Origin of the sequence: Trinickia mobilis (assembly GCF_017315705.1) — a bacterium.
GTDB lineage: Bacteria > Pseudomonadota > Gammaproteobacteria > Burkholderiales > Burkholderiaceae > Trinickia_A > Trinickia_A mobilis.
Window position 1 is genome coordinate 1 of record NZ_JAFLRF010000033.1, and the last position, 20,678, is coordinate 20,678.

A 20,678-nucleotide genomic window follows, 5' to 3' on the forward strand; every position below is an offset into this window, starting at 1 on the left:
GCCCGCAACTGGTCGCGCTGGTCGGCACGCAACTGGCGGGCGCGGCGATCGGCGTGAAGGGCAGCGTCGGCACGCGATTCGGCGCGTATGCGTATGACCTGTTCGCCGGCACGCCGGTCTACCAACCATCGGGATTCGACACCGCGCGCATGACGTTCGGATTCCAGTTGACAGCCCAATTCTGACGCTCTCGCGTCGTCGTTCCCGCCGACGCGAGGGCGTCGGCGCGCACTCATCAAGGAGGAAAACTAGATGTCCAAGAACAACAAACCATGGGGTTGGCGTGCGTCGTCGATTGTGACGGCGTTGCTCGCAGCAGCGTTGGTCGCGGGCTGCGGCGGCGGACGCGACATCACGTCCGCCACGATCGTCGATGCGAGTTCCTCGATCAACTCGCAGAGCTTTTTTGACAGCGTCTTTTTGACCGGTGTGGGCGAAGGCTATTTCCAGTTCGACGCAGTCATGGATCCGACGACAGGGCGGCCGACCGCGGCAGGGCGCACCGAATATTCCGTGTCCGGCGAGACGGATGAGAATTTCAAGCCGAGGGATACGGTCGTCGCCGGCGAATTTGGACAGTCGATGATGATTCAGGTATACATCGCGGCGGATGGCGCCGTGGAGTCGACCAGCTCGGCGTATACCAACATGGGCTCGAGCTCCCGCATCTTCAAGCGGATGCCGCAAGGCTATCAACTTGGCATGGAGGGTCTTCCGTCGCCGCTGTACGACGTCACGCTGACGCCCGTCGACGTATCCGGGCAAGCGGTTGGCGCTGTGATTTCAAAGGACTCGGGTTCCGCGACGAACGGGTTGTCGATTCTGCTGGCGAGCGGTACCGCGCCGATGCCGAAGGGAGCCAGGATATTTCAGGTTTCAGAGAACGTCTTGACGACACACCTGTGGTTCCGCTTGTCGTGGATGGGTAGCGGTTGGCCGTCGCTCGAAGCCGCCCAGGCGGCCAACGGCGGAACGATCCGCACGTTGGGAGGCTACCGTTACCTCGACGGAGGGGCCAAGCAAGGTGTCTACATTGAATACAAGGGCGTCGTGCATAGCGGCCAGCTCTTCAATGCGGGTGAGACACATGCGGCGTTGCCGGGGGCGTACAACCGCATAGCGGCCGAGTTCATCGCGCAGGAAGAGCAGACGGCCATGCAGGCGCATTGATGCGTTGCGATCGTTTGCGGCCGTGTTCGGTTTTGAGCAAGGTATCGATTGGTGAAGAAAGCCTTATCACGGCGAGCCGGCCGTCCGGCGTTAGCGAAGATCAATGCCGCTATTCTCTGGACGGCGCAAGCGCAAGCGGCGCGCAGGACTACTCCACCCCCGCCGCCCCCTCGCCCGCGGCGAGCTTGAACTGCCGCATCTTGTGATAGAGCGTCTTCTTCGGCATGCCGAGCGCGGCGCTCGCGTCGCTGACGTTGCCGTGATGGCGGCGCAGCATCTCCTCGATCAGCACGAATTCGAAGTGCGCGAGCTGTTCGGCGAGCGTGCCGGCGGGAGCCGCGCGGCCTTCGCCGGGCACGAGCGTGTCGCCGGCAAGACCGAGCACGAAGCGGTCGGCGACGTTCTGCAACTCCCGCACGTTGCCCGGCCACTGATGCGCCATGAGCTCGGAGACTTGCGCTGCCGAGACGATCGGCGCGGTCTGCCCGAAGCGGCGTGCGGCGGCCAGCACGAAGTGCTCGAAGAGGAGCGGCACGTCCTCGCGGCGTTCGCGCAGCGGCGGCAGCTCGAGTTGCGCGACGTTCAGCCGGTAGAGCAAGTCCGCGCGGAAGCGCCCGTCCTTCGCGAGCCCGGCGAGATCCGCCTTCGACGCCGCCACCACCCGGCAGTCGACCGCAATCGGCTCGTTCGCGCCGAGCCGCTCGATCTGCCGCTCCTGCAGCACGCGCAGCAGCTTGATTTGCAGCGGCACGGGCATGGTTTCGATTTCGTCGAGAAAGAGCGTGCCGCCGTGCGCCCATTCGACTTTGCCGACACGGCTTTTTACGGCGCCCGTGAACGCGCCGGGCTCGTGCCCGAAGAGCTCGCTCTCGAAGAGCGGCTCCGGGAGCCCGCCGCAATTGAGCGCGACGAAATGATGGTCGCGACGGTTGCCGAACTCGTGCAGGCCGCGCGCGATCAGCTCCTTGCCGGTGCCGGTTTCGCCCGTGATCAGCACCGACACCGACGTATCCGCGAGCCGCAGGATCTTCTTGCGCAGCTCGGCGATGGCGGGCGACTTGCCGAGCACCGCCGCCTCGATGCCGCGCCAGTTGCGCAGCGCGTCGCGCAGGCCCTGGACTTCGAGCGTGAGGCGCCGCTTTTCCACGGCGCGCGCAACGCGGCTCGCGATGAGTTCGGAGGAAAACGGCTTTTCGATGAAGTCGTACGCGCCGACGTGCATCGCCCCGACCGCGGTCGAAATGTCCGCGTGTCCGCTGATCAGTACGACGGGGATCTGCGCGTCGGCTTTGAGCACGCGTTCGAGCAGCTGGAGGCCGTCGATTTCCGGCATGCGGACGTCGGACACGACCACGATCGGCGCGCCCGGCGCCGCTTCGGCAAGCGCCGCGGCCGCCGACGCATACGCACGCACCGGAAAGCCCGCAAGCGCAATCGCCTGCTCGACGCCGACCCGCACGTTCTCGTCGTCTTCGACCACTATCACGCTGATTTCGTCATCCATCGACCCCCCCTGTTTCCGTCATGCTCATGAATTCGATCGTGAACTGCGCGCCGCCGTCGGGCCGGTTCGAGGCCGAGATGCGGGCGCCGAAGCCGAGCACGAGCCGCGACGTGATCGCAAGGCCAAGCCCCAAACCGCGTCCGCGCGGCTTGGTCGTGACGAACGGCTCGAACAGATGCGCAAGGACGTCGGGCGCGATGCCCGCGCCGCTGTCGGCGATCGAGAACAGCACGCGGCCGGGCTGATCGGCCTGGTGCGCTTCGATCGCGATGTGGCGCTGCGGCTCTGAAGCGACTGCGTCGAGCGCGTTGCCGAGCAGGTTGACGAGCACCTGCTGCAATTGGCTCGGCTCGGCGCAGACCGTCGTGCCGGCCGGAATGCGGACGTCGACCTGCACCTCGTCCGCGCGCATCCGCGATTCGTAGAGCAGGAGCGCGTGCGCGACGGCGTCGTCGAGCGATACCGCGACCCGCTGGACATCGGATTTGCGCGCGAACGTCTTCAATTCGCTCGTCAGCACCGCCATCCCGTCGACGAGCTTCGAGATGCGCTCGAGATTCGCGATCGCCAGCGCGTGCTGATCGCGCTCGATAAACGAGCGCGCATTGTCCGACAGCGTGCGGATCGCGCCAAGCGGCTGATTCAGCTCGTGCGTGAGACCCGCCGCCATCTGCCCGAGCACCGCGAGCTTGCCCGCGTGCACGAGTTCCTGTTCGGTGCGCGTGCGCTCCGCGATCTCGCGCTGCATTCCGACATTGGCCGCCGTCAGCTGCGCGGTGCGCGCCTCGACGGTCGCTTCGAGGTGATCGTTCGCGAGGCGCAGCGCGTCCTGCCCCTTGAGCTTTTCGGCGATCGCGCGGCGGCGCTGGATCGCGTACAGCGCGTACAGCCCGGCGATCATGAAGAGCGCGGTGACGAATGCGAAGGCCGTGCGTTGCTGGCGCATCGCGGGCTCGACGTCGAGCAGCACCCTGATCGAGTCGCCGTCCTGCGGCGCGGACCGCGACAGTTCGAGAAAGCGCTTGTCGCGGCCGGGCCGCGTCCAGTCGGGATAGCGGACGAAGCGCGCCGACGCGTCCCAGCCGGCGAGCCGCCGATGCGGCAACAGCGGTACGGCGCGGCCCGCGTATTGCTGGGACGCTTCGATCTGCCGCTGCCGGTCCGGCGTGATCGGCGTGAGCGCCGTGAACTTCCACGCGGGCACCGTGGAGATCACGATCACGCCGTTGCCGTCGACCACCATCGCGGCCTCGCCGGGCGAGCGCCACGCCGATTCGAGCGCGTCGACGCTGACCTTCACCGCCACCGCGCCGATCGGCTTGCCGGCGTCGAGCACGGCGCTCGCGAAGTAAAGTCCGGGCATCCCCGTGTTCGTGCCGATGCCGAAAAAGCGCCCCGAGCCGCGCGCGAGCGCGTCCTGAAAGTAGGGGCGATAGGAAACGTTGGTGCCGATGAACGAGAGCGGCCGGTTCCAGTTGCTCGCGGCGATCACCTCGCCTTGCAGGTCGATTACGTCGACCGCGACGCCGCCGGTATCGCCGTTCACCGCTTCGAGATACGGGTTCACGGCCGGCAAGAGCGCGTCGCGCGCCGTGCCGGACTGGGTGCGCAAGAGCGCACGCACGCTGTCCTGCCGCGCGACGATGCCGGGCACCGTCTCGTAGCGCCCCAACTCGCTTTTGAGCGCAGCGGCGTAGAGATCGAGCCGATGGCTGCCGACCTCGGCGATCGAATCGATCGACCGCTGCCACGCCAATTCGACGGCGAGCCCCGCTGCAACGAGATACAGCACGGCCGCCGCTGCCCATCCCCACAGGGGAATGCCCCGCACTTCGATGCGCGCGAACGACCTCATCGATGCCCCGCCGGCGTTTGACGTCGGCTCATTTTGGCAAATCGCCGATGTGCCGTACAGCTTGCCGAACCGGCGCGAGGCTCCGAAAAGGCGCTCGGGGCAGTGCCGAATCATCCGGCATGCGCGAGCACGATCAGCGTCAGCGTGACCACGATCGCGCCGCCGATGCGCGTCGCGATCTGCGCGAACGGCATCAACTGCATGCGGTTCGCGGCGGTGAGGATCGCGACGTCGCCCGTGCCGCCCTGGCCGCTGTGGCAGGCGTTCACGATCGCCGTGTCGATCGGATACATCTTCAAGAGGCGCCCGACGATGAAGCCGGTGCCCATCAGCGTCGCGACGGTGACGACGATCGTGATCACGTTGGCGAACGTGAATGCGGCGATGAGCTTGTCCCACGGCGTCATCGCGACGCCGATCGCGAACAGGAGCGGGTAAGTCACGGCGCTCGAGAAGAACTTGTAGACGACGAACGCCCCCTCCTGCAGCTGCGGCGACACCGCACGCGCGAGCTTCACCAACACCGCGATGAACAGCATCGCGACCGGCGCCGGCAGGCCGAACAGGTTGCGGCACATGAGGCCGAGCAGGTATAGCGTGATCGCGGTGATGCCCGCGGCGGCGATATGGGCGACGTCGACATGGCCCGTGATCGCTTCTTTCGCGGTATCCAAGTCGTCGTGCTCGCCGGCTTGCAAGCGGCCCTGGCCCGTGAGGTGCGGCAGGCGTTTGCCGAGCATGTCGAGCGCGCCGGACAGCACGATCGCGGTGAGGCTGCCGAGCATCACGGGCGGCAGCACTGCCGCGAACATCTCGCCCTGCGGCAGATGCAGGATCTCCGCATACCCGACCGACAGCGGAATCGCGCCTTCGCCGACGCCGCCCGCCATGATCGGCGCGACGACATAGAGGAACGTGTGACGCATGCCGAGGCCGAGCGCGGTGCCCACGGCGGTCCCGACGGCCATCGCGGCAATCGTGCCGGCAGCGAGCGGCACGAAGATCTTGATGAAGCCGCGGATCAGCACGCGCCGGTCCATGCCGAGAATGCTGCCGACGATGATCGACGCGATGAACAGATATAGGAAGTTCGTCTGCTTGGTGAACTCCGTCGTCAGCGACAGAATCGGCTTCGGCAGCCAGTGGTAGTAGGTGAGCGCCGACGGAATGAAGGTGGCGAAGATCGCCGCTGCGCCGATATGGCGCACGAGCGGCAGGCGCTTGCCCAACTCCGCGCACGTGAAGCCGAAGAACGCGAGCACGGCGATCGCCATCGAAATTTCGCCCGGCACTTTGCCGGAAATCGTGAAGCCGCCGATCAGCAGGAGCAGCATCACATAGACCGGCAGCGGGATGATCCCGATCCGGTATTCCATCAGCTTCCACCAGCCTTCCGGCCAGAATTTCTGATGAGTGTCGGCTCGCGGAGCCGATAGCGCCGATTGGGCCGGCGCAGGGGTGGCGGACGAAGGGCTAGGCACGCATGTCTCCTCAGTTTTGTCGGCGAAGACGTTGCAAGGGGCATGCCATGCGGCAAAGCCTTGCGCCGTGTCGTACGCGCCGTTGATTTGATTGGGTTTTTCCGTCCTTCGCTGCAGGAGGGCGGAAAGCGCTGGCTTAAATCTCAGAATCGGGCCGTCCAGGCGGCTGAAATCTCAGCTAGGTAATTCCCTAGTGCCACTTCCCTGCGCCAGCCGGCTCTGGTATAAATCTGCGTCAAGCTGATTACGTTTTAGCCGAGAGAATAACGATGCCGCAGCAAGTACGGCGTCGAGGCGCTCAGGGAGGCTGCGATGGCACGCGTGGTGGTGGTGGGCAGCATCAACATGGATCTGGTGACGGAAACCGATACGTTTCCGCGCCTCGGCGAGACGCTGTTCGGCAAGCGCTTTGCGCAGTACCCGGGCGGCAAGGGCGCGAACCAGGCCGTGGCGGCGGCGCGTCTTGGCGCCGAGGTCACCCTGATCGGCTGCGTCGGCGCCGATGGGTTCGGCGAGCAGATGAAGGCGATGCTCGCGCGCGAGGGCGTCGATACGCGCTGGGTTTGCACCCGGCGCGAAGCGACGGGGATCGCGGCGATTACCGTGTCCGCAGGCGACAACGCGATCGTCGTGGTGCCGGGCGCGAATCACGACCTGTCGCCGGCGGATGTCGACCGGGCCGAACAGGCGTTCCACGATGCCGACGTCGTGCTGGCCCAACTCGAAGTGCCGCTCGCGACCGTGCGCCACGCCGCGCGCGTCGCGCACGCATACGGCAAGCCGTTTTTCCTGAACCCGGCGCCCGCCGTCCCGCTCCCCGGCGAACTGCTCGAACTGACCACGCTCTTCACGCCGAACGAACACGAACTCGCGACCGCGCTGCAGACGCACGGCACCGATTGGAAGACCGTGCTGCAGCGCATGCCGGGCCGCATTGCGATGACGCACGGCAAGGACGGCGCGTACTACACGACGGACGACGGCGACCTTCAGCATCAGCCGGGCTTTGCAGTGGAGGCGGTCGATACGACCGGCGCCGGCGATACGTTCAACGGCGCGCTCGCGGCGTTCTGGCATAGGGGCGTCGCGGAAGCGATGCGCCGCGCGAACGCGGCCGGCGCGCTGTCGGTCACGCGCGCGGGCGCGCAAGGCGGCATGCCGACGCTCTCCGAACTCGAACAGTTCCTCGAGACGCAAGGATGAACTACCCCCACGCTCACTATCGTTCGCTGTCGGCCGGAGTTAGCGCTTTAGCGCTTACTCCGGTCCCATGCAAAGCTCCCCCCGAGGGGGCGGATGCCTCCCTTGGGGCGGCCCGGCGGGAGGCATCATGAAAAAACTCGGCCACCTGAATCGCGACATATGAAAAAACTCGGACACCTGAATCGCGACATCGCGCGCGTCCTCGCCGGCATGGGCCATACCGACAGCCTCGTGATCGCCGACTGCGGCCTGCCGATTCCCGATGGCGTCGAATGCATCGACGTTTCGCTGAAGATCGGCACGCCGGGCTTCTTAGACGTGCTCGATACCGTGCTCGCCGATTTCAAAGTCGAGCGCGCGGTGTTTGCCAGCGAAAGCCTCACGCAGAACGCCGCCGTTGCGGGCCGCGCCGGGCAATTCGCGAGGACGGGCGTCGGCATCGAATACGTCGCGCATGACGATTTCAAGCGCCTCTGCAAGCAGGCCAAAGCGGTGATCCGCACCGGCGAGTGCAGCCCGTACGCGAATGTGATCCTGCATTCGGGCGTTATTTTCTAAGGGTAAGGGGCGCGACATGCAAGTCACGCTGCGCGGCATCTGCAAGGCGTTCGGCCCGGTGCGCGTGCTCGACGACGTCGACTTCAACATCGGCGCCGGCGAGATCCACGCGCTGATGGGCGAGAACGGCGCGGGCAAGTCGACGCTGATGAAGATCCTCGCCGGCGTCTACCAGGCCGACGCCGGCCAGATCGCGATCGACGGCAAAGCCGTGCAGATTCGCAATACGGTCGACGCCGAGCGTCTCGGCATCGCCATCATCCATCAGGAACTGAACCTGATTGCGCAGCTGACGGTGATGGAAAACCTGTTCCTCGGCCGCGAGCCGCGCCGTTTCGGCGTGGTCGATACGGGCGCGATGCGCAAAGAGGCGCAGAAGTGGCTCGACATGCTCGGCGCCGCGCGCATCGATCCGCAGATGGAGGCCGGGCGGCTGTCGATCGGCCAGCAACAGATGGTCGAAATCGCGAAGGCGCTGTCGCTCGACGCGCACGTGCTGGTCATGGACGAACCGACCGCCGCGCTCACCGGCCGCGAGATCGAGACGCTCTTCAAGATCATGCGCGACCTGAAGGCGCGGGACGTGGCGATCGTCTACGTGTCGCATCGGATGGAAGAGATCTTCGACATCTGCGACAAGCTGAGCGTGCTGCGCGACGGCAAGTTCGTCGGCGAGCGGGCGATCCGGGAAACGCATTTCGAAGAGGTGGTGCGTCTCATGGTGGGCCGCGAAATCGGCGCGCGCTTTCCGCGCCGCGACAGCACGCCGGGCGAGGTGCGCTTCAAAGTGTCGAACCTCGCCGACGACGGCCGCATCTCCGGCATTTCATTCGAAGTCCGCGCGGGGGAAGTGCTCGGCGTCGCGGGCCTGATGGGCGCCGGCCGCAGCGAAATCCTCAAGGCGATATTCGGCGCGAGCCGCAAGACGGCGGGGCAAATCACGCTCGATGGCCGCACGCTCGACATCCGCGAGCCCTCCGGTGCGATCGGCGCCGGGATCGGCTTCGTCACCGAAGACCGCAAGAGCCAGGGCCTCGTGCTCGGCATGTCGGTGCGCGAGAACGCTACGCTCGTTCGCCTGAGCCGCTACGCGCGGCTTGGCGTCGTCAGCGATTCTGCGGAACGCGCGGCCGTCGCCGAGCTGATCAAGCAATTGCGCATTCGCACGCGCGACGCCGAACTAGACGTCAAGGCGCTCTCCGGCGGCAATCAGCAGAAGGTGGTGTTCGCCAAGTGGCTCGCTGAACCGCCGAAGGTCCTGCTGCTCGACGAACCGACGCGCGGCGTGGACGTGGGCGGCAAGGCCGAGATCTACCACATCATCAACCGGCTCGCGGCGCTGGGCGCGGCGATCGTGATGGTGTCGTCGGAATTGCCGGAAGTGCTGGCGATGAGCGACCGCATACTCGTCATGCATCAGGGCCGGCAGAACGGCATTTTCGCCGCCGCCGGCGCCACCCAGGAATCGATCATGACCGCCGCCACGGGCGGCACGCCGGCGCAAGCCGCGACGGCCGCGGCGTGAATCGCATGTCCGTGGCGGCGCCATCGTTCATCCAACCGGCGGCCGCTCCCGCCAATAGCGAGTACCGAGACCGTGCAATCCATCCTGACACCCAGTAACAAAGCCACGCTGCAAAAGCTCGGGCCTTTCATCGCGCTCGTGATCGTGGCGGTCGGCTTGTCGTTGACGAGCGCCGACTTCCTCACGGTCGGCAACCTGCTCAACGTGATGCGCCAGGCGTCGATCAATGCGCTGATCGGCTTCGGCATGACGCTCGTGATCCTGCTCGGGGGCATCGATTTGTCGGTGGGCTCGATCCTCGCGCTGTCGTCGGTGATGATCGCGAGCCTGATGCAGACGGGCATGCCGCCGATGCTCGCGACGTCGCTCGGCATCGCCGCCGGCGGCCTGATGGGCCTCGTCAACGGACTCGTGATCAGCAAGGGCAAAGTTGCGCCGTTCATCGCCACGCTCGGCTCGATGACGGTGCTGCGCGGCCTCGCGCTGGTGGTCTCCGACGGCAGCCCGATCAGCAACTTCAACAGCGACTTCTTCTCGATGCTCGGCGGCGGCTACGTCGCGCGCCTGATCCCGATTCCCGTCGTGCTGATGCTGATCATGTTCTGCGTCTTCTGGTTCGTGTTGCGCAAAACCGTGTTCGGCCGCCATGTCTACGCGACGGGCGGCAACGCCGACTCGGCGCGGCTTTCCGGCGTCAAGGTCGATCGCGTCCAGCTTTGGGTGTACTCGATTTCCGGCGTGATGGCGGCGCTTGCGGGCGTGGTGCTCACCTCGCGCCTCAATTCCGCGCAACCGACTGCCGGCACCGGCTACGAACTCGACGCGATCGCCGCGGTGGTGCTCGGCGGCACGAGCCTGACCGGAGGCCGCGGCTGGATCTTCGGCACGCTCGTCGGCGCGCTCCTGATCGGCGTGCTGAACAACGGACTGAATCTGCTGGACGTCTCGTCCTTCTATCAGCAGGTCGTGAAGGGCGGCGTGATTCTGCTGGCCGTGCTGATCGATCGCGCGAACAAGAAGTAAGAGGCAAGCGCCGGGCAACCGTCAACACCGCAGGCGCTCGAACCACGCAGCACCGCAGGACCGGCCCCGCCGGGCAGTACGAACGCGATAAAGCCACTCACTACTCGATGGACATGAACAGGAGATCACACATGAAACGAATCATTTCGCCGCTCGTCGCCAGCTTGCTGGTGCTCGTCATCGCCGCGTGCTCGAAGCAGGGCCCGGACAGCACGGCCGCAGCCGCCGGCGATCAGGCATCGGGCAGCACGGCCGGCGCCGCGGCGACCGTGGGCCTGTCGATTTCGACGCTCAACAATCCGTTCTTCGTCTCGCTCAAGAAGGGCGCCGAAGACGAAGCGAAGAAAGACGGCATCACGCTCATCACGGTCGATGCGCAAAACGATCCGGCCAAGCAGCAGGCAAGCGTCGAGGACCTGATCCAGAAGAAAGTCAACGTCATCCTGATCAACCCGACCGATTCGTCGGCCGTGGCCAATGTCGTGAAGGAAGCGACCGACAAGGGCATCAAGGTGGTGTCGCTCGACCGCAGCGTGAGCGGCGCGGACGTCAGCTCGCACATCGCGTCGGACAACACGGCAGGCGGCAAGATGGCCGCCGATTTCATGCTCCAGAAGCTCGGCGGCAAGGGCAGCGTGGTCGAACTGCAGGGCATTCCCGGCTCGTCCGCCGCACGCGAGCGCGGCGCAGGCTTCGACACGGCCATCGCCGCCGACAGCGGCGTGAAGGTCGTGACCAAGCAGCCGGCCGACTTCGACCGCGCGAAGGGCCTGTCGGTGATGGAGAACATCATCCAGGGCAACAAGGACATCCAGGGCGTGTTCGCCCAGAACGACGAGATGGCGCTCGGCGCGGTCAAGGCGATCCAGGCAGCGGGGCTGAAAAACGTGATCGTGGTCGGCTTCGACGCCACCGACGACGCCGTGGCTGCCGTCAAGGCCGGCAGCATGGCGGCCACCGTGCAGCAGCAGCCGGAGCTGATCGGCCAATACGGCGTGCAGACGGCGAAGAAGCTCGTCGACGGCCAGCCGGTCGACAAGTTCATCCCGGTTCCGCTCAACCTCTACAAGCCGTAAAGCGGCTGCGCGATTATTTTGCGCGCCACGCTGGCGTAGTACTATTTGGCGCTGACATCGCCAGTTTGCCCAGAGGAAACGCCAGCGTGACCCAGTTCGAGCGCCTGACCATCGACGACATTGCCCGCCTCGCGAAAGTCTCGCGCACGACGGCGAGCATGGTGCTCAACGGTTACGCCGAACGCTACCGGATTTCGGCGGCCACTGTCGAACGTGTGCTGCAGGTGGCGAAGGAACATCACTTCACGCCGTCGCAATCGGCCCGCGCGCTGCGCTCGCGGCGCAGCAACACCATCGGCCTCGTCATCCCCGATCTCACCAACTCCGCGCACGCGGCGCTCGCGCAAGCGATGGAAACGCTGTGCCGGGACGAATACGGCTATCAACTGGTCGTCGTGACGAGCGACGAAGACCCGGCACGGGAAACCGAAGGCATCGCCCATCTGGTCTCTCACCAGGTGGACGGCATGATCGTGGTGCCCTGCACAGCGGAGGCGAACCGCTATCAGAAGTGGGTCAAGCGGCTGCCGCTCGTGTTCGCCGACCGGCGCGTCGAAGACAGCGATATCCCCTACGTGGTGACCGACGCCACCGAAACCGTCGCGACGCTGATCGGCGACGCGCTCGCGCAGGGCGCGCGCGAGGTGGTGTACTTCGGCGGCCAGCCGGAGCTCTCCGCGAGCCGCGACCGGCTGGCGGGCTATCGCCAGGCGCTGGCGGCCCACGGCTTGACGGAGCGCGACGACTGGGTGTTCCAGCGCGACTACCAGCGCGAGTCGGGGCATGCGCTGATGGAGGCCTGGTTCGCCTCGCACGGGCGCTATCCGGAAGTGCTGTTCGCGGGCTCCATCACGCTGCTGGAAGGCGTGCTCGCGTTCATCAACCAAGCGCACAAGCTCGGCCTGGCGCCCGGCCGGCTGATGACCTTCGACGATCATCAATTGCTCGACTGCCTGCCGCTCTCCATCGACGCCATCGTGCAGGATAGCCAGCAGCTCGCGGCGCAAAGCCTGGAGCGCGTGATCGGCATGCTTGAAGGGGCGGGCAAGCCGGAGTCGCTGCTGGTGCCGGCGCATGTTCATTACCGGCGGGGACGGTAGCCGAGAGCCGGCTGCCGGGAACCGTACCGGGCAACTATTCTCGCAGCCTTGTCAAGTGGTCCGTTGGCTATCTATTTCGGTGTATTTGATAGGCATCCTAATTTTAGCCGGGCGATAAGAAGTCTTAAAGACCAGTTTGAGATAAGCCGCGCGATTTTTAAGATGGCCCGTGCGCCATGTGCCTCTGAATGAAGAGGCGGCAAGTTAAATGGTTTAGCGAGTTTAAGCAAATTCTTATTTCACTGGGTGTTCCCGCTCGGTAACCTTCCTTCAGGCTACGGAAGCTGCAACCGAAGCGTCCGTAGCTCTTTCCAGGCCGTGGGTGTGTCGCTCGCTGCCTCTGTCTCGCGCTCGCACTTAACTTACGGAAATCGCGGCGGTGCGCGCATGTTGCCTGAAGTCAGGGCGACCTGCGGCTCGTCTGCCGACAATCGACTTCCAACAGGTGAGGTCAAGCGCGATCACTCTCAAGTCATGCCTCTTTAACACCGAGGAGATTGCAATTGCAAGCCAAACTTAAAAAGCTTTCGCTGATCGCCGCGCTGGCCGGCGTGTTCGCTACACCGGCAGCGTTTGCGCAGAGCCGCCCCACTCCGGTTGATGCGGGCCAGGGCACGGTCCAGTTCATGGGCCTGTTGCAAGCCAACACCTGCTCAATCGCTACGGGTGACGAGAACAAATCGGTGACGCTGCCGACCGTCAATACTTCGTCGCTGGCGTCAGCTAACAATACCGCCGGCGCTACGTATTTCAATCTGTCGGTCACGAACTGCGATGCGTCCATTAACAATGCGCGGGCAAATTTCGAACCGGACAATATGGATGGAAGCGCGAGCGGTGCCGCTGCGGGCACTTATAGCAATCTGTTTGCGCCGAGAGATACTGACCCTAAGGATGCGACGGCGGCAAAGAATGTCAACTTGCAATTGTTGAACGAAAATGGAGCTGCGATTACTGCCGGCGTGAATCCGGCGTTCTTCGCTGTTAAGGGTACCGGCACGGCGCGCGGCGCCACGTTGACATATGGTGCTCGCTACTATTCCACCGGCGCGGCTTCGGCTGGTAATGTTAGAACGTACGTCAAGTACACGATGGCATATAACTAAGCAATACTAATTCAATATGCTGTTGGGCTGCTCCTCGCTGTAGCCGGGGCAGCCCGAATGCTTGACGGATCGGAGAAATTCAGCATGCGTTCCTGGAAGTGCCGTGTATTTGCGGCAGCTGTATTGGTTTGTAGTGTGATGGCATCCGCAGCGCATGCGGCCATCGTCATTACCGGCACGCGCGTGATTTACCCGGCCAAAGCACGAGAGGTCAACGTGCGTCTCAGCAACGTCGACAAAACGCCTGTATTGGTTCAGGCCTGGATCGACGACGGTCACCCTGGCGCTGCGCCCAGCGAGATTCGCGTGCCGTTCTTGCTGATGCCGTCGGTATTTCGCGTCGAGCCGAACAAGGGGCAATCGCTGCGGATCATGTTCACTGGCGCAGACCTGCCGACAGATCGTGAGTCGGTCTACTGGCTGAATGTGCTCGAGATTCCCCCGAAGCCTGCGAATTCGGATGACCGAAATTTGATACAGATTGCGTTTCGAACTCGCATCAAGATGTTCTATCGTCCGGCGTCGCTGACCGACGACCCAACCGCATATCGTTCCCAGCTCACTTGGCAATTCGCTTCAAACGACAAAGGCGAGCGTGTCTTGCGCGTGGAAAACCCGTCGCCTTACTACATCTCGTTGAATAGCGCATCGTTGGAGGCCGGCGGCAAGGCGATCGAACTGGTGCCCGAAATGGCGCCGCCATTTGGTCGTGTCGATCTGAAGCCGGTAGCGGGCGCGCTCGACGCAAAGGTTCCGGCGACCGTGTCTTTTTCCGTTCTCAGCGACTTTGGAGCGGAATCCAAGACCTCCGCTCAGGTTGGCGGCTCGGCTCAAGCGAACGGCTCTTCCACGAAGGTTGGTGGTGCAATTCAAGCGGGCAGCGCCGAGAAGGCAAGCGACGCGGTTCAAGTTGACGACGCAGAAAAGATAAAGCAAGTTCAGTAAGCCGGTGACGGGGTGCTTTGAGTGGAAAGCAACAAAAGATCGGCAAAGGTGCAACGTGGCGTGCGAGGGCCTTTGCGCTACCATCCGCTGGCATGGGCGGCGGTCGTAGCGTCGGGCGGTTGGGCGTTCAGCGCCGACGTATCGGCTACGGAATGCGGGCCAGCCGTTTCTCGCGAGAACGGCGCGGGGGACTGCGGTGATGCAGTGCCGGCGGTGCCGCCCGCACTCGCTTTGCCTTCCTCGCAGCCGGCGGACATTGCCGGAACGGCGGCACCGAAAGACGCCGCCGCGCCAGAAGCGCCTCCACAATCCTCCGTTCCCCAAGAAGTCGATTTCAATCCGGCGTTCTTTAGCGGCGATGTGGCAGATCTGTCGCGTTATACGCGCGGCAATCCTGTCTTGCCTGGACGCTACCCAGTCGACCTGTCCGTCAATGGGCAGGCGAAGGGGCGTTACGACGTTCAATTTCTGGAGGTACCGGGCTCGGACATCGCGGCCCCATGCTTTACGCTTTCGAATCTCGAGCGTATGGGAGTCGATGTTGAGCGCGTGATTCAACGGCTCAAAGCGGAGGGAAAGAATGACATTGCGGAACCGTCCCCGTCGATTTGCATTCCTTTTGCACAAGCCGTGCCCGGGACGGCGGTCAATTTCAATACCGCCGATTTGCAGCTCGATCTTACGGTGCCGCAGCTGGAGCTGCGTAAGGTGCCGAGCGGATACGTCGATCCGTCGCGTTGGGACAGTGGCATTACTGCGGGTTTGGTGCAGTACAGTCTATCGACCTATACGAGCCATGTGAATTCCGGCCAAGATCTGAGCAGTGCTTATCTCAGCTTGCAGAGCGGGCTCAACGTGGGCGGCTGGCGCTTTCATCAATGGTCCAATGCAAGTTGGCAGAATAGCGGGTCGGGTGTCCACTGGCAAAGCGTGCAACTGTACGCGCAGCACGACATCACGGCACTGAAGGGCCAACTGACGCTCGGCGACAGCTCGACAAGCGGTGACGTTTTCGATTCCTTCAACATCCGCGGCGTCCAGCTCTCGAGCGACGACCGCATGCTGCCGGACTCCGTGCGTTCGTACGCACCCGTTGTGCGTGGCGTGGCGGACACGAACGCACGCGTGAAGGTGCGCCAGAACGGCATCGTCGTTTACGAAACCAGCGTTTCTCCTGGGCCGTTCGAAATCCCCGATTTGCCGGCGACGGGCTATGGCGGTGATCTCGAGGTCACGGTGACGGAGTCGGACGGCCGCGAGCGGCGTTACCTCTTGCCGTTCGCAGCGGCCCCTCAACTGCTGCGGCCGGGCATTTCGCGCTACAACGTCAGTACGGGCGTCTATCGTGACGGGTCGCTGGGCGCGCAGCCGTGGGTTGCGCAGGCGGTGTACCAGCGCGGTCTCACCAACCTATTGACGGCGTATTCGGGAGTGCAAGCGTCCGAGGGCTACGGGGCCGCGCTTGTCGGCGTCGCGCTCAATACCCATCTGGGTGCGTTTGCATTCGACGTGACGTTTGCAAATACCCGATTGCCCGCCGGCGCGGGCGGGACCGGCTATAGCGGCCGCATCAGCTACAGCAAGACAGTCCCGGGCTTCAACACGAATTTCGCGCTTGCTGCGTACCGATATTCGACCTCGCGCTTCTATAGTTTGCGCGACGCGGTCTATGCGCGTAACCAGTCGGCAGCGCAGAACAACAACCTGCTCGACTTCCGTACGCGCAATCGCCTGCAGCTGAACATCAGCCAACCGCTTGGCGGAAGCCGTTTCGTCTATGTTTCGGGTAGCACCCAGGATTATTGGGACGGCTCGCGAGGTAACGATCTGCAATACCAGGCCGGCTTCAGCAGCACGTTCAAGCGCGTGTCCTATACGCTGTATGCGCAGCGCAATCGCGTTGTGAACTCGGGTACCAATACGCAAGTCGGGCTGAACCTCACCATACCGCTCGGTCGGACGGACTCGAACAAACACAGTATGTTCGACGCCGTGACGGTCAACGTGTCGCGCGGTTCGGGCGGTGTCAGCCAGATCCAGGCGAGCGCGGTCGGGAATACCGACGGCGTCACGCCGATCACCTACGGCATCAACGCGTCGCGCATGGTCAGCGGGGATGACAAGACTGTCCAAATGGGCGGCTATGGCACGTACCGCGCGCCGTTCGGCACGTATTACGGCAACGCGTCCGTCGGCAATCAAGGGCGTCAGGCATCGCTGAACGTCAACGGCGGGATCGTGGCCCACCAGGGCGGCGTGACGCTTACGCCGCCTCTCGGTCAGGCATTCGCCTTGGTCGAGGCGAAGGGAGCGAAGGGCGGCACGATCATCAACGGTCAAGGCGCGACGATCGATCGCAATGGTTATGCCGTGATTCCGCAGCTTACGCCGTATCGCGTCAACAGCGTCGCGCTCGATCCGCAAAATGTGCCGCTCGACGTCGAATTGGGGAACACGAGCGAGGAAGTCGTTCCGCGAGCGGATTCGCTTGTGTTCGTGAAGCTGGCGACCGTGCAGGGACGGCCGACCTTCGCCGAAGTGGAGGACGCTTACGGCAAGTCGCTGCCGATGGGGGCCGATCTCATCGACGCATCAGGAAAGTCGGTGGGCATGGTCGGTCAAGGGGGGATGGCTTATCTTCGCGGCATCGAGGGCAATGGCAAGCTGCGGGCCAAGTGGGGCGCCGGCCCGAATGACGCATGCGTGATGCCGTACTCCATTCCACCGGAAGAAAGATCCGCCGATGGCAAGTTGAACATCGTCGCGCGTGTGAAGTTGCACTGCGATTCGTCGCTGATGTGGGCGCCTTTGTCGCAACAAGCATCGGACCATGCGTCCGAGGCGGTCGAGACGCATCCGGTCGAGTCCGATGGGGTTGAGACGAATCCCGTCCATTGATCGAAGTCATCGCCCGGATACCTATGAAAATCATGATCGAGCAAGCGATCGAATCCGCTGAGGGGCGCGACATGGAGAATTTTGCAGGCGGTCGAGTCGGCGCGCGAGTTGCGGGCTTCGCTATCACGCTGGCGGCCAGCGTTGCCATATTGGCTGGTGCAAGTGCACATGCCGAGGCGTCGCCATCGGTCGAGCTCCGTTTCAAGGGGAGCTACGTGGCGGCCACCTGCACGGTGGTGGGCTCGGCAAACATCTCCGTGACCCTTCCGACAGTCAATACCCGTTCGTTGGCCACGTCCGGCAATACGGCTGGCGCGACCGTATTCACCATCCCGGTTCAATGCGACGGCGGATTGAGCAGGGTGCGTGCGTATTTCCAAAGCGGCGCGACAACAGACGCGAACACGGGCAATTTGATCGTACAAAGCGTGGCTGGCGAGACATCGGCAAGCAATGTGCAAGTAGCGCTGAAAAATATGGATGGCACCGCGATCAAGGTCGGCGACCGCAGCACGATGAAAACCGTGCCTATTACGTCGGCGAACACGACGATTCCGATGAATTTCATTGCCTCTTACTACTCGACTGGTGCGGCGACTGCCGGCGCCGTGCAAACCTTCGTGACGTACGTCCTGGAGGCCGACTGACTTCAATCGGCAGATACAACGGAACCCGCTAAAGAACGATGCTCGATTCACCCGCCACCTCGCTGCGCGCGCTCCTGCGCGATACCGCATTGCACGTCGCGCTGCTTACCGGCGGCGCGCAGATTCCGGCCGTCCATTCCTGGCGCGCACGCTGCATTGCGCTCGTCGACGGCCTTCAGCAGGCCATGCGCGATGCCGGATATCTCGACGCGGAAATCGACGAAGTCAGCCTCGCGCAATGCACGTTGCTCGACGACGTGACGTTGGGCGCGCTGCCCGCGGCGCAGCGCGGCGACTGGTCGCGCGAGTCGTTGCAGGTACGCTTTCACGACACGCAAGATGGCGCCGAGATCGTCTGCGAGCGTATCGATGTGCTGCTGCTGGGCGAACCATTGACGCCGGCGTCGCTGGAGATGTATCGGCTCGTGCTCGAGCTTGGCTTCAAAGGCGGGCAAGCCGAGCGTGAGTCCTATCGTCAACGCGTGTCGGCGGCGCTGAACAAGATGGGGCGCCTGGAAGATCCTGAGCCGATGCAGACCTTGGCCGAGACGGCGGCAGCGGTGGTGCGTGATCAAGGCGATACGCGCCGGCGCCTGCCGACGTGGGGCGCGATTTTCGCCGTGGCGGGCGCTGCCGTGCTGTGGCTGCTGCTCGACTCTCACCTGGATCGCTCGGTCGCCCGCTTGCCTGAGCCGTTGCCCGAGCACCTCGGTTCTCTCTCGCAAGGGCGTTCATGAATATCCCAAATCATCTTCGTGCGCCGCTGACATGGGTTGCCATTCTCGCGGCCGGCCTGACTTGGCTCTTTTTGCCGCTTGCGGTGCAGCCGTACTGGGTCCTCGTTTTCGGCATGGTGCTTGTGGTCGGACTCGGCATCATCGGACTGTCTGTCTATCGGCAACAGCGGCTTCGCCATCTGTCGACGGACGTTCAACTGAGCGCGATGCGGGAACTGCCGGTCGTCCTGGTGGTGGGGCCTTACGCGGCTGCGGCATTTCTCCGCGGCGCCCAGGAAGCGACCCTGCGCCGGGATGGCCGTGCGGTCTGGCTGCTCGTCAAAACGCCGGACGAGCTGGCTGCGACGATGGCCAGGGTCAAGGAATCTCACGGCCGCTTTCCGGATGCCGCATTGATGCCGGTCGTTCCCGAGGGCAATCCCGACGATGCCGTCATGCGCCGCGAATTCACGCAATGGCGGCGCGCGCTGGAGGAAACGTCTCGCTATCGCGCGTGCGTCTTGCCGTGCTATCTCGCTATCTTTGCGTGTCTCGGCGCACGCGACGCCAAGCTGGCGAAGCCGGTGTGGTTCGGCGATGTGATCGACATGACGATCACATCGCCCAGCATGGATAACGCCCGGCAGCGCGTGCAAATGATCCGGCGGCAACTCGATCAGGCCTCGCCGACGCCCGCGCAAGCGGGGCGCATGACCCGGGACGCATTGGGGCAATCGGTGCTGGACTGGCTGGAAGATGCGGCGCTGCTATCTTCCCTGGCTGCTTTGGCCAATACCGCGCCTTTCGCGTTGCACGGGCTTCTGCTGGCCGACATCGGATACACGCCCACGCGTGCGGGCGCGTGGACGCGTTGGCTAGTGCGCAAGACCGGCTTGCAGCCGCCCGTGGCCGCGCTGGCCGCGGAGCCTTTGCCGCTGCCCGAAGTCATTCCCATGCAGGTCGTGCGGACGAAGGCGTATCGCCAGATTGCGTCGCGCCATACGGTCCAGCATGCCGTCGCCGCGATGGCGGTCGTGCTTGCCGTGTCGTTTGCTGCATCTGGCTGGAAGAACAGCCAGATGGTCGAGCGCATTGCCGGCGACCTGAAGATCTACTGGGACACCGCCGACGAGCAGTTCAACGACAAGCGTGAAATGCTCCGCATGCTCCGCGGCGACTATGCCGAAGTGCAGCAATACGCGAAGGGCGGCATACCTGTGAGCCTCGGATGGGGACTCCATCGGGGCGGTGCGCTGCAGCCCGCCCTGGAGCGCGCGATCGCCGCCTATCGGCCACCGCCCGTCGTGTTGACGCTGGATAGCCTCTCGCTTTTCGACAGCGGAAAGACTTCGCTCAAGGCCGGCGCATCTCAGAAGTTGCAAGACGCACTCGAGCTGATACTGTCTAACCCGGATAAGCGAATTCTGATCGCGGGCCACACAGACAATATCGGTTCGAGCGATGCGAATTTTAAGCTGTCCGAGGCGCGCGCGAAGGCTATTCGCGACTGGTTCGTTGCGGAATCGTCGTTGCCGGTTACGCGTATTGCGATTCAGGGCTATGGCGACACGCGTCCGCTGGCCAGCAATCAAGATGTTGCCGGTCGTGCGCGGAATCGGCGTGTCGAAATCACCCTGGTTCCGGAAGTAAATTCCCGCTGACGCCCCGATGTCTCAGGGCGCCAGTCCTCGTTCCGGCGTCTTGAGAGTGGGTGAATCGTGACGCACATCGGCCTTTTTAAATATTTAGGATCGCGAATGGACTGGTGTTTAGGAATTGTCCTATATTCCGCAAAAACTTTCCGACATACGATCCAACCGGTTGCGATTCTGTTTTTATGCAGCTGTCTTGAAGCGCCGTTTTTTAAATAC

16 protein-coding genes and 1 pseudogene are annotated in these 20,678 nt (G+C 63.8%); 14 read left to right on the forward strand and 3 right to left on the reverse strand.

Going from position 1 to position 20,678, the window contains the following annotated elements; genetic code table 11:
• Together J3489_RS28890 and J3489_RS28895 are read left to right on the forward strand one after the other, a co-directional pair.
• Positions 1–185: pseudogene (locus J3489_RS28890) on the forward strand (ShlB/FhaC/HecB family hemolysin secretion/activation protein); the annotation flags it as partial.
• A gap of 67 nt (positions 186–252) precedes the next feature.
• Complete coding sequence (locus J3489_RS28895; RefSeq protein ID WP_207004110.1) at positions 253–1,170, forward strand: hypothetical protein; 918 nt, start codon at positions 253–255, stop codon at positions 1,168–1,170.
• Between the two features lie 148 nt (positions 1,171–1,318).
• Here J3489_RS28895 and J3489_RS28900 read toward each other — a convergent pair whose 3' ends face one another.
• From J3489_RS28900 to J3489_RS28910, 3 genes are all read right to left on the reverse strand, one after another.
• Positions 1,319–2,674 (reverse strand): sigma-54-dependent transcriptional regulator, encoded by a 1,356-nt coding sequence (locus J3489_RS28900; RefSeq protein WP_207004113.1) that lies wholly within the window; start codon positions 2,672–2,674, stop codon positions 1,319–1,321.
• Positions 2,667–4,529, reverse strand: a complete 1,863-nt coding sequence (locus J3489_RS28905; protein ID WP_207004115.1) for a sensor histidine kinase — start codon at positions 4,527–4,529, stop codon at positions 2,667–2,669. The genes J3489_RS28900 and J3489_RS28905 overlap by 8 nt, the downstream gene beginning before the upstream one ends.
• Positions 4,530–4,639: 110 nt before the next feature.
• Positions 4,640–6,010 carry a 2-hydroxycarboxylate transporter family protein gene (locus J3489_RS28910; protein WP_309491439.1) on the reverse strand — a complete coding sequence of 457 codons (1,371 nt, stop codon included), beginning with the start codon at positions 6,008–6,010 and terminating at the stop codon, positions 4,640–4,642.
• 312 nt (positions 6,011–6,322) lie between these two features.
• On the opposite strand from J3489_RS28910, the gene rbsK reads away from it, so the two are divergent.
• From rbsK to J3489_RS28970, 12 genes are all read left to right on the forward strand, one after another.
• A complete protein-coding gene (gene rbsK, locus J3489_RS28915; protein WP_207004117.1) occupies positions 6,323–7,213 on the forward strand; it encodes a ribokinase in 891 nt (296 codons plus the stop codon).
• A gap of 159 nt (positions 7,214–7,372) precedes the next feature.
• Positions 7,373–7,771, forward strand: coding sequence for a D-ribose pyranase (gene rbsD, locus J3489_RS28920; protein WP_207004126.1), 399 nt, complete (start codon positions 7,373–7,375; stop codon positions 7,769–7,771).
• Positions 7,772–7,787: 16 nt separating this feature from the next.
• Positions 7,788–9,296, forward strand: coding sequence for a sugar ABC transporter ATP-binding protein (locus J3489_RS28925; RefSeq protein WP_207004129.1), 1,509 nt, complete (start codon positions 7,788–7,790; stop codon positions 9,294–9,296).
• 72 nt (positions 9,297–9,368) lie between these two features.
• Positions 9,369–10,319, forward strand: coding sequence for an ABC transporter permease (locus J3489_RS28930; RefSeq protein WP_309491440.1), 951 nt, complete (start codon positions 9,369–9,371; stop codon positions 10,317–10,319).
• A gap of 131 nt (positions 10,320–10,450) precedes the next feature.
• Positions 10,451–11,395: a ribose ABC transporter substrate-binding protein RbsB gene (rbsB, locus tag J3489_RS28935; RefSeq protein ID WP_207004131.1), complete on the forward strand. Its 945-nt coding sequence runs from the start codon at positions 10,451–10,453 to the stop codon at positions 11,393–11,395.
• Positions 11,396–11,481: 86 nt separating this feature from the next.
• Positions 11,482–12,495 carry a LacI family DNA-binding transcriptional regulator gene (locus J3489_RS28940; protein ID WP_207004132.1) on the forward strand — a complete coding sequence of 338 codons (1,014 nt, stop codon included), beginning with the start codon at positions 11,482–11,484 and terminating at the stop codon, positions 12,493–12,495.
• Between the two features lie 503 nt (positions 12,496–12,998).
• On the forward strand, positions 12,999–13,601 hold the full coding sequence (locus tag J3489_RS28945) for a fimbrial protein (protein WP_207004134.1): 603 nt from the start codon (positions 12,999–13,001) through the stop codon (positions 13,599–13,601).
• 84 nt (positions 13,602–13,685) lie between these two features.
• Positions 13,686–14,546, forward strand: a complete 861-nt coding sequence (locus J3489_RS28950; RefSeq protein WP_207004136.1) for a fimbria/pilus periplasmic chaperone — start codon at positions 13,686–13,688, stop codon at positions 14,544–14,546.
• Positions 14,547–14,618: 72 nt separating this feature from the next.
• Positions 14,619–17,444, forward strand: coding sequence for a fimbria/pilus outer membrane usher protein (locus J3489_RS28955; RefSeq protein WP_242540394.1), 2,826 nt, complete (start codon positions 14,619–14,621; stop codon positions 17,442–17,444).
• A gap of 23 nt (positions 17,445–17,467) precedes the next feature.
• The gene (locus tag J3489_RS28960; protein ID WP_242540395.1) at positions 17,468–18,091 is read left to right on the forward strand and encodes a fimbrial protein; all 624 of its coding nucleotides are present in this window, start codon (positions 17,468–17,470) and stop codon (positions 18,089–18,091) included.
• 38 nt (positions 18,092–18,129) lie between these two features.
• Positions 18,130–18,828, forward strand: coding sequence for a DotU family type IV/VI secretion system protein (locus J3489_RS28965; protein ID WP_207004147.1), 699 nt, complete (start codon positions 18,130–18,132; stop codon positions 18,826–18,828).
• Positions 18,825–20,468, forward strand: a complete 1,644-nt coding sequence (locus J3489_RS28970; RefSeq protein ID WP_207004149.1) for an OmpA family protein — start codon at positions 18,825–18,827, stop codon at positions 20,466–20,468. The genes J3489_RS28965 and J3489_RS28970 overlap by 4 nt, the downstream gene beginning before the upstream one ends.
• Positions 20,469–20,678 lie beyond the last annotated feature (210 nt).